We start from the raw sequence: 9,810 nt of genomic DNA on the forward strand, positions 1-9,810 counted from the left end.
CCGCCCCGAACGCGACCGCCGTGGTCACCGCACCGACCACCGTGGCCACCGCGACCCACCCGGTGTAGAGGGCGACCGGACCGTGCAGCAGCAGCCGGTCCCACCGGTCCCGCGCGGGGACCCGGCTCGCCGCCACCCACGCCGCCGCCAGAGCGCCGAGCAGGGCGACGATCACGATCTGTGCGGGGAGAATCCAGCGCTGCCCGAACAACACCACCCAGGCGATGTTGCAGGCCCCCGCGCCGACCAGCCACCATCCGGTCCGCCGGTGCGCCTCGCGGCCGCGCTGGGACGGCAGCACCTGCCGCACCGCCAGCGCCAGCACCGCCACGTAGATCAGCGACCAGATGGAGAACGCCGTGCCCGCGGGCAACAGCGGATGCGGGTAGGCGTCGGCGACCGTGCCGACCGGTTCGCCCCAGGCACCGGTGCCGCCGAGCGCGCCGGCGACGATCTGGAGTACCGCCACCGCCAGGAGCGCGACCGCCCGGACGCGGTCGGTGCGCATCCGCGAGGCCCGGCCACGCCCGTCACCGGACCGGCCCAGCAGCGCCCCGTCCCCGGCGGTGCCGTCCCCGGGGGTGCCGCCGCCGGAGGTGTCGTCGGGACTGGTGCCGCCTGATGTGCTGTCGGGCACGGTGCCCCCTCGGGGTCAGGAGTCGAGGCCGTCGCGGTCAGCCCACTCCAGAAGAGTGTCCAGGGAATGGGCCACGTCCTCGATCCCCGCGTGCAGATCACCCAGTTCGGCGAACCGGCCGGGGACGGTGGCGATCGTGCAGTCGCGCGGGTCGACGTCGTCGATCTCGTCCCACCGGACGGGGGTGGACACCCTCGCCCGCGGCGACCCGCGCACCGAGTAGGCACACGCGATCGTGTGGTCGCGGGCATTCTGGTTGTAGTCGACGAACACCGCCGTCGGATCCCGGTCCCGGCGCCACCAGGCGGTGGTCACCGCGCGCGGCGCACGCCGCTCGACCTCGACGGCGAAGGCGTGTGCCGCCCGCCGCACCTGCCCGAAGTCCCAGCGCGGCGCGATCCGGACGTAGATGTGCAGGCCGTTACCGCCCGAGGTCTTCGGGAAGCCGACGATGCCGAGTTCGTCCAGCACCTCGTGGGCGACGTGGGCGGCCCGGCGCACGGTGGGGAACGCGCAGCGCGGCATCGGGTCCAGGTCGATGCGCCACTCGTCCGGGTGCTCGGTGTCGGCCCGGCGGGAGTTCCACGGGTGGAACTCCACCGTCGACATCTGCACCGCCCAGATCACCTGGGCGAGTTCGGTGACGCAGAGTTCGTCGGCGGTGCGGCCGTAGCGGGGGAAGGACACCCGCACGGTCTCCAGCCAGTCCGGTGCACCGCGCGGCACCCGCTTCTGGTGCACCTTCTCCCCCGACACCCCGTCCGGGAACCGGTGCAGCATGCACGGCCGCTCGTACAGGGCGCGGACCACGCCGTCACCGACCGCGCGGTAGTACTCGACCAGGTCGAGCTTGGTCGCCCCGCGCTCCGGGAAGTACACCCGGTCCGGGTGGGTGATCCGCACCGTGCGGCCCCCGACGTCGACCTCGACGGCGTCGTCGCTGCCCATGGCCCCACGGTAGCGGCGCGGCCGGGCCACCGGGGGACGAGAGGCACGTCCGTGGTTCAGGCCCGCACGGCGCCCAGAGCGTTCAGTGCGGGGATCAGCTCGCGCTCCTCGTGGTCGAGGTGGGCTTCGAGCTGCCGCGTGAGCTGCCCGACCTGCTCGGCGACCGCGCCCGCGTCGGCCCCCTCGTCCGCGACGACGGTGCGCAGCCGGCCGAGCAGCGCCGCGATCGCCTCGTGTTCGGCGCGCAGGCCCGCGAGGACGCCGGCGAGCTCCGGGTTCGCCTCGTCGAGCAGCGGGAAGGTGCCGTCGTCCTCGGTGTGGTGGTGATGCCCCAGCCCTTGGCAGAGGGCCAGGCAGTTGATCCGCAACTGGGCGCCCAGACGCGGTCCGGACCGGGCCACCTCCGCGCGGAGGGTCGCGAGTTCGCGCCGGAAGACGTCGTGGATGACCGTGAGCGCGTCGCCCCACGGCAGGTCCTCGGCCGGTCCACCCTCGACCGGCCGGAGCGCCACGACCGGGATGACCCGGTCGGTCCGCCGCTGATACTCCGCCCAGGTCGGGTCCATCTCGGCCGCACGGGCGAACGCCGCGTCGCGCTCCGCGCCGTCCAGTACCTCCGCGTCGGCCGTGTAGGTGAACGCCCCGGTCTCGACCGTCACACGGGGCTCGGTCAGGAGGTTGCGGTACCACTGCGGGTGCTCCTCGGCGCCGGCCGCCGAGGCGATGACCAGCGTGCGCCCGTTTCCGTCGTGCAGGAACTCCACCGGAACGGTGTGCGGCTGGCCGCTCCGGCGGCCGGTGGTGGTCAGCAGGACGAGCCGCGATCCCGGGCGAGCACCTCCCACGTTGCCGCGGTTGGCCCGGAACTCCTCGATGACGGGCTGCTCGAAGTCGGACATGACACTCCTTTATGGATACTGACGCACGTCGGAGCTGTTCCGCGGCAACGGAAACGCTCAACGACGTGTGCGGGCCGGTGTGATGCGGTGGTCACCGCGTCGGTGGGTGGGATCGACACGGGATTCGCGCCGATCGCGCGGTCACCGGAGGCGGTGCGGGTGAAGTCAGATTCGCCCTGCGGACCGAGACGTCACGGCAACCTCCCCGGGAAACATCCGGTGCCCGGGGCTTCGGGGCGTCTCCGCTCGCCGGAGGTCCCGTGACACACGGCTCATCCAACCGGCACCGGTCACCGCGGTCAAGGCGGCACTCGGGAACTCACCGGAACGGCCCCCCAACCTCGGTGGGGCCTGCCCACACCGGTCGCGACGAACCGCTCCCGGGGACGTGCGAGCATGTGGTATGGCCGTCTTCGAACGCACCCGCCGCTTCGCGCGGGAGGAACGCACCGAGCTGGCGCGGTATCTCCGGACACTGACCCCGCAGCAGTGGGACACGGAGAGCCTGTGCGCGGGATGGCGCGTGCGCGACGTCGTCGCCCACGCCATCAGCTACGACGAACTCGGCCCGCGGGCCCTGTTCGACCGCGCCCGGCGGGGCCGGTCGCTGGCCGCGATGAACGAGATCGGGGTCGCCGAGTACACCACGCTGCCGACGGAGGAGCTGGTCGCGCTGCTGGAGCGGCACGCCGACCCGCGCGGGTTCCACGGAATCAGCGGCGGTGTGAGCGCGCTGGAGGACGGGCTGATCCACCACCAGGACATCCGCCGCGCGCTCGGTCACCACCGGGAGATCCCGGCCGACCGGCTCGTCACGACCCTGCGCCTGGCGCTGCTCGCGCCCCCGCTCGGGGCCCTCCTCCGCATCCGGGGCCTGCGCCTCGTCGCCACCGACGTCGACTGGTCCGCCGGCCGCGGCCGGATCGTGCAGGGCCCCGGCGAGGCCCTGCTCATGGCGATGGCGGGCCGCACCGGTGTCGTGGAGGAACTGACCGGCCCGGGCCAGCCGATCCTCGCCTCCCGCATCGGGAAGTGATCACTCCGGGAGGGCGGTCGGGGTGCTTCGGATGACACCGTCCTCGATACTGATCGGGAGCGAGGGCGGCGAGCACATCGGGCTGGCCCTCCGGGGCCCGTCGCATCCGGACGCTTCGGACTTTCGGGACGGCGGCTGGGTCTCCGCTTCGATCTCGGTCCGCGCCGGGTGCTTCACCGGAACCCTCGGGGCGAGTCTCCGGATCGAGGAACTGGCCGACTTCCGTGACGAGCTACGAACGGTCCAGGACACGCTGCAGGGCTCCGCACATCTGGACAGCTTGGAAGGCTGGATCAGCCTCACCATCCGGTGCACGAAGACCGGAACCCTGACCGTGACCGGAGAGGCTACGGACGCGCTGGAGAACCGACTCCGGTTCGAGCTGCACGGACTCGACCAATCACACCTGCCACCTGCGATGGCAGCGCTGGAAGACGGCTTGCGCGACTATCCATCCCCCAGAGGACCGACGTGACCACACCGGCGCGGGGGGCAGAGGAGAAGAGCTCGCACCGGCCCAGCACGGTCGGCATCGCTCACGCGGTGGACAGCTCTTCCGAAGGGCCGAGACCACTTCTTCGTGCTCGCCGGACCCACCTACTCAGAGTAGTCGACTACCCAGCATGGTCGTACCTGAGGGAAGCACGGCAGGCGGAGCACCTGAACAAGGCCGGACTCGCGTAGGCGATCAGCGAAAGCCCCTCGGGCGTCCGGCAACTGCTGTCGTTGAGTTACCGCAACTCGACCATCGGACCTCTCGCGGAAGTCGCCGCCGCGCTGGCACGCGAGTGACCTTGAAACCTCTGCCGACCGACGCTGAAGCAACGGTGGCCGACCCGCTGCGGCAGGGCACGACGGGGGCCCTGGCGCGGTTCCCGCGAGATACTGACCAAGCGGGACCTGCTCACCTCGAACAAGGACCAATCAGACGAACAACCTGGGATTGCGCTTCCAGCACTGTCGATCTTGACTGCGTACGTGCTTTCAGGATTCCCGGACCGTCGTCCGTAACAGCCACGCCAAGGGTGCACAATCTCATTCGTGACCAGGAACTCATCGTCGCTCCCCTCGAAGAACCAGCTGAAAGTGACTGGAGACCGGATACGACGACGTATGAACGGACAGCTGGCCTCGGATGGCGAGGGCGTCGCAGCTGACGCCGCCTTGGTCAAGCAGTGGCGGTCAGCACACTCCAGCGCCCTGACGAAGACGCGCATAGGTCTCGGCACCATCATCATGCGTATACATGACTTGGATTCGCAGGCCGGTCTGGTCACGCAGCGCCTCAAGCGATACACGAGCATCGTCGCGAAGCTCGTACGTGAGAAGCCGAGGCTTGGCGAGATGGAAGACATCGCCGGATGCCGCGCTGTCTTACCCACGCTTATCGCTGTAGATCAAGTGCATCGACAGCTTGAGAAAGCTTACAGGCTTGAGATCGTCACTGTACGTGACTACAACGCAGACCCACATTCGGGCGGTTACAGAGCGTTACACCTGTGGTGTCGGCGAGACAGCTTCAAAGTCGAAGTCCAGCTACGCACGGAGCGACAGCAACAGTGGGCAGAGCTTGTAGAGGAGTGGGACAGCAGCCTCGGCTTGGATCTAAAGCATGAGCAAGCACCGGACGTGGTACTCGTCTACTTCCGTGAGTTAGCTGACTACTTTAGTCAACTTGACAACGGTGTGGCAGACTCGATGATAGATAAGTCTTCCCTCAACGGAGCGACAAGTGCTCTACGGGACTGGGCTAGAAGGGAGGCTTAGCCATGGCAGGTGCAGATACATGGTTCTTGCTGGTCCAGTACCGGCACCAGGGCAAGACCGACGTGACCGAGTTCAGAGATATCACTCACGCAGCGAACGCCTACAGCGAGGCAGAGCAGAGGTACAAGGACAGGCTCAAGGGCGCCGACCCTGAGATGGATGTCTTACTGGTCGGCGCTGAGAGCTTGGCTGTCGTCAAAGAGCGTTACCCCAGCTACTTCCTCCGTGCCAAGACTCGGTCGGACAAGCTCCTCAGCCTCATCGGGGCGCTTCCGTCAGTACCTGCTTACTGAGGAAACCGAGCGAAGCTCACCGCCCATGATCGCCGATCAACTCGGCGATGCGGAGCCGTCACGCAAGACGTCTACCTGGGCTGCGGGATGGCTTGGCCCCCCGGGCAGCGGAGGCACTGGAGTCCCTCGGATCGGAGGGCGAGGGCAATCCCGGGGGTAAACCGGGGAGGTGATCTCCCAGGCATCCCCTCGGAAACCCGCTGACCAGCTCGAACAGTGCCCCCGACGGGACTCGAACCCGCACTGCGTCGATTTTAAGTCGACCGCCTCTGCCGATTGGGCTACGGGGGCACCCGTAGCTTAAGGCCCCGCCCGCGCGGCTGTCCCACGGCCTCACCGGGTCGGCCGCGCGGGGGCCGGGGTCACGACTTGGAGGCGCGGTCGAACTCCTCCTTCGGGTTGTTGATCTGCCCGAGGGAGACGGTCTCGCGCCGGAACAGGCCGCCGAGCATCCAGTCGAGCAGGATGCGCACCTTGCGGTTGACCGTCGGCATGGCCTTGACGTGGTAGGCGCGGTGGAACAGCCACGCCGGGAAGCCCTTGATCTTGAGCTTCATCGCGTCGGCGACGCCCTTGTGCAGCCCGAGGCTGGCCACCGAGCCGAGGTTCTTGTGGTAGTAGTCCTTCGGCCTGCCATCGCGGAGCACCTTGACGATGTTGTCCGCCATGTGTTGCGCCTGACGCACCGCGTGCTGGGCGTTCGGCGGGCAGGTGGCACTCGGGTCCTCCTCGGTGCGGGAGAGGTCGGGCACGGCCGCGACGTCGCCCGCCGTCCACACGTCGGGGTGCCCGGCCACCTGGAGGGAGGCCGTGGCCTGGAGCCTGCCCCGCTTGTCGGTCGGCAGGTCGGACTCGGCGACCACGGGGTTGGACTTCACGCCCGCGGTCCAGATGATGGTGTCGGTGTCGAACTCGGTGCCGTCGGAGAGCACCACGTGCCCGTTCTCGAACGACTTCGCCGCCGTCGACAGGTACACCTCGATGCCCCGGCTCTCCAGCTGCTCCGCCGTCCACACGCCCAGCGTCTCGCGCACCTCGGGCAGGATCCGCCCCGCGGCCTCCACCAGCACCCAGCGGATGTCGTCGGGTTCGATGGTGTCGTAGTAGCGCGTCGCGTCGCGGGTCATGTCCTCCAGCTCGGCCAGCGCCTCGATCCCGGCGAACCCACCGCCGACCACGGTGAAGGTCAGCAAGCGCTTGCGCAGCTCGGGGTCCAGGGTGCTGGCGGCCTCGTCGAGCTTGGTCAGGACATGGTTGCGGATGTAGATGGCCTCGCCGATCGTCTTGAACGCGATGCCCTCCTCCGCGAGGCCGGGAATCGGCAGCAGTCGGGCGACGGAACCGAGCGCGACCACCAGGACGTCGTAGCCCAGCTGTTCGGTGTGCCCGTCCGGAGCCTCCACGGTCACCGTCTTCGACTCGTGCTCCACCCCGGTCACCCGGGCCGTGAGCACGTGGCACCGCCGCAGGGCCCGGCGCAGCGGCACGACGACATGGCGGGGTTCGATGGAGCCCGCCGCCGCCTCCGGGAGGAACGGCTGGTAGGTCATGTGCGGCTGCGGGTCGACGACGGTCACGGATGCCTCGTTGGCCCTGAGCTTCTTCTGCAGGCCCAGCGCCGTGTACAGGCCGACGTATCCGCCACCGAGGATCAGGATCCGCGTCGGTTCCGACTTGACTGCCATGTCATCCATGGTTTCACCGGCGGGCCCACAACGGCAGAGACCCCACCCCGGCTGTGACCAGGGTCGCCGTATCTCCCAAACGATTCAGAGCATCGACACTCCAGGTCACCGACACGATCCGCACGGTAGCGAGGGGCCTCGCCCCCGCCTGTCCGCGGCCCGGATCGCCCTCACCGCAGCCCGGCGAGTGCGGCCCCCTCGGCCAGCACCGACCGCAGCATCTCCGGGGTCAGCCTGCCGGTGAACGTGTTCTGCTGCGAGACGTGGTAGCAGCCCAGCAGGTGCAGCGGGGTCGGCCCGTCCAGCGTGACGCGCACGTCGTGGCCGAACTTCGGCCTGGGTCTGGGGATGGTCCACCCCGCCTCGGCGAGCACGGGCAGCAGTGCCTGCCAGCCGAAGGCGCCCAGCACCACCACCGCACGGAGGGTGGGGCGCAACAGCCGGAGTTCGTCGGCGAGCCAGTGCCGGCAGGTGTCCCGCTCGGCGGGGGTCGGCTTGTTCGCCGGCGGGGCGCAGTGCACCGGCGCGGTGATCCGGGTGCCACGGAGGGTGAGGCCGTCGTCGCGGTGCACCGCGGTCGGCTGGGAGGCGAGGCCGACGTCATAGAGGGCCCGGAAGAGCACGTCCCCGGAGCGGTCGCCGGTGAACATGCGTCCGGTGCGGTTCCCGCCGTGGGCGGCGGGAGCGAGGCCCACCAGCACCAGCGCCGCGTCGGCGGGGCCGAAACCGGGCACCGGACGTCCCCAGTAGGTCTGGTCGGCGAACGCCGCCCGCTTGGTCTCGGCGACGTGCTCGCGCCACTCCACCAGGCGCGGACAGGCGCGGCACCGGCTGACGGCGGCATCCAGCCGCGCGAGCTCCTCGGCCCGCTCCCGCGGCTCCTCCCGGTACTCGTTCATGGGTCCCATTGTGCGCACGACTAGGTTGGGGCCATGCCGGAGACCAACACCACCGACACCGCCAGCACCCCGACCACCGAACCGACCACCGCGGACGGAACGACCCCCACCGACGACCTCGTCACCACCGCTCACACGCTGACGACGCCGGACGGCACACTCGACTACACCGCCGAGACCGGGCGGATCGTGCTGCGCAAAGAGGTGCTCACGGACGGCACCTTCGAGGGGCACAAGCCGAAGGCCGAGGTCTTCGTCACCGCCTACACCCTCGACGGCGCCGACCCGGCGACGCGACCGGTGACGTTCGCGTTCAACGGCGGCCCCGGATCGTCCAGTATCTGGCTGCACATGGGCGTGCTCGGACCGCGCCGGACCGTCTCGGGGGACGTGGACGCGCCCGAGCCGCCCCCGTACCGGTTGGCCGACAACCCGGAGACCCTGCTCCGGGACAGCGACCTGGTCTTCATCGACCCGGTCTCCACCGGCTACTCGCGCGCCGTCGAGGGGGAGAAGCCGACCGAGCACCACGGGTTCACCCCCGACGTGGAGTCGGTCGGCGAGGTGATCCGGCTGTGGACCTCGCGCAACGGCCGTTGGCTGTCACCGAAGTTCGTGGCGGGCGAGTCGTACGGGACGCTGCGCGCCGCCGCGTTGGCCGCCCACCTGCAGGACCGGCACGGGCTCTACCTCAACGGCCTGCTGCTGATCTCCTCGGTGCTGGACATGGGCACCATTCGGTTCAGCGAGGGCAACGACCTGCCGTACGCGCTGTTCGTGCCGACCTACGCCGCCATCGCGCACTACCACGGCAGGCACGGGGATCGGCCGCTCGACGAGGTGCTCGCCGAGGCCGAGGAGTTCGCCGCGCGGGACCTGCCGTGGGCGCTGCGGCAGGGCGCACGGCTCAGCGCCGACGAGCGGGCCGACATCGTCTCCCGGCTCGCGCGGCTGACCGGGCTCAGTGAGTCCTATGTGGACCGCGTGAATCTGCGGATCGAGCACGTCCGGTACTTCACCGAGCTGTTGCGGGACCGGGGCCTGGTGACCGGGCGGATGGACGGCCGGTTCACCACCTGGGAACCCGACGGCGGCCGCGAGCACTTCAGCGACGACGCGTCGGTGTCGCGCATCATGGGTGCCTACTCGGCGACGTTCAACCACTACGTCCGGCACGAGCTCGGCTACGCCAACGACCTGCCGTACGAGGTGCTGTCGCTGGACGTCAACCGCAACTGGTCGTACTCGGACTTCGAGGGCCGCTCGGTGTCGGCCGTGGACGACCTCGGTAAGGCGATGCGCGCGAACCCGCACCTGCGGCTGCACGTGGCGCTGGGCCACTACGACGGCGCCACGCCGTACTACGCCGCCGAGCACGTGCTCGCGCAGATCCGCATCCCGGACGAGCTCCGGTCCAATGTGGATACCGCGTACTACCCGGCGGGCCACATGATGTATGTCCACGACCCGTCCCGCCGCCAACAGGCCGCCGACCTCGCCGCCTTCGTCCGCACCAGCGCCAACCGCTGACCCACCCCCACCCGCGAGTCGCCACTCCAGCCCCGCGAGTCGCCACTCCAGCCCCGCGAGTCGCCACTTCAGGACACCGGGAGGACACTCCAGGACGCCGAACGGACGCCTTGGAA

Annotated in this window: 10 protein-coding genes and 1 tRNA gene; 5 read left to right on the forward strand and 6 right to left on the reverse strand. The window is 69.7% G+C overall.

Annotated elements, in window-relative coordinates:
- The 3 genes from SACPADRAFT_RS28255 to SACPADRAFT_RS0216510 form a co-directional block, all read right to left on the reverse strand.
- The coding region (locus SACPADRAFT_RS28255) for a tryptophan-rich sensory protein (RefSeq protein WP_007025186.1) at positions 1-637 on the reverse strand (637 nt) is incomplete at its 3' end.
- 15 nt (positions 638-652) lie between these two features.
- Complete coding sequence (gene ligD / locus SACPADRAFT_RS0216505) at positions 653-1,585, reverse strand: non-homologous end-joining DNA ligase (RefSeq protein ID WP_007025187.1); 933 nt, start codon at positions 1,583-1,585, stop codon at positions 653-655.
- 56 nt (positions 1,586-1,641) lie between these two features.
- Positions 1,642-2,484, reverse strand: coding sequence for a nitroreductase/quinone reductase family protein (locus tag SACPADRAFT_RS0216510; RefSeq protein ID WP_007025188.1), 843 nt, complete (start codon positions 2,482-2,484; stop codon positions 1,642-1,644).
- A 403-nt stretch (positions 2,485-2,887) separates the two neighbouring features.
- Between SACPADRAFT_RS0216510 and SACPADRAFT_RS0216515 the strand changes: the two genes are divergently transcribed.
- From SACPADRAFT_RS0216515 to SACPADRAFT_RS28265, 4 genes are all read left to right on the forward strand, one after another.
- Positions 2,888-3,520, forward strand: a complete 633-nt coding sequence (locus SACPADRAFT_RS0216515; RefSeq protein WP_007025189.1) for a maleylpyruvate isomerase family mycothiol-dependent enzyme — start codon at positions 2,888-2,890, stop codon at positions 3,518-3,520.
- 31 nt (positions 3,521-3,551) lie between these two features.
- A complete protein-coding gene (locus tag SACPADRAFT_RS28260; RefSeq protein WP_051442489.1) occupies positions 3,552-3,995 on the forward strand; it encodes a WapI family immunity protein in 444 nt (147 codons plus the stop codon).
- A gap of 566 nt (positions 3,996-4,561) precedes the next feature.
- Complete coding sequence (locus SACPADRAFT_RS30705; protein ID WP_007025191.1) at positions 4,562-5,287, forward strand: RelA/SpoT domain-containing protein; 726 nt, start codon at positions 4,562-4,564, stop codon at positions 5,285-5,287.
- Positions 5,288-5,289: 2 nt separating this feature from the next.
- Positions 5,290-5,580: a hypothetical protein gene (locus tag SACPADRAFT_RS28265; RefSeq protein WP_007025192.1), complete on the forward strand. Its 291-nt coding sequence runs from the start codon at positions 5,290-5,292 to the stop codon at positions 5,578-5,580.
- A gap of 217 nt (positions 5,581-5,797) precedes the next feature.
- On the opposite strand, the gene SACPADRAFT_RS0216530 is transcribed toward SACPADRAFT_RS28265, so the two are convergent.
- The 3 genes from SACPADRAFT_RS0216530 to SACPADRAFT_RS0216540 form a co-directional block, all read right to left on the reverse strand.
- Positions 5,798-5,871 (reverse strand) — tRNA-Leu (locus SACPADRAFT_RS0216530).
- A gap of 71 nt (positions 5,872-5,942) precedes the next feature.
- Complete coding sequence (locus SACPADRAFT_RS0216535; protein WP_028662518.1) at positions 5,943-7,265, reverse strand: NAD(P)/FAD-dependent oxidoreductase; 1,323 nt, start codon at positions 7,263-7,265, stop codon at positions 5,943-5,945.
- 170 nt (positions 7,266-7,435) lie between these two features.
- Complete coding sequence (locus tag SACPADRAFT_RS0216540; protein ID WP_007025194.1) at positions 7,436-8,164, reverse strand: uracil-DNA glycosylase; 729 nt, start codon at positions 8,162-8,164, stop codon at positions 7,436-7,438.
- 33 nt (positions 8,165-8,197) lie between these two features.
- Here SACPADRAFT_RS0216540 and SACPADRAFT_RS0216545 point away from each other — a divergent pair, with 33 nt between their 5' ends.
- A complete protein-coding gene (locus SACPADRAFT_RS0216545) occupies positions 8,198-9,694 on the forward strand; it encodes a S10 family peptidase (RefSeq protein WP_007025195.1) in 1,497 nt (498 codons plus the stop codon).
- The last annotated feature ends 116 nt before the right edge of the window (positions 9,695-9,810 follow it).

Source organism: Saccharomonospora iraqiensis subsp. paurometabolica YIM 90007 (assembly GCF_000231035.2).
Classification (GTDB): domain Bacteria; phylum Actinomycetota; class Actinomycetes; order Mycobacteriales; family Pseudonocardiaceae; genus Saccharomonospora; species Saccharomonospora paurometabolica.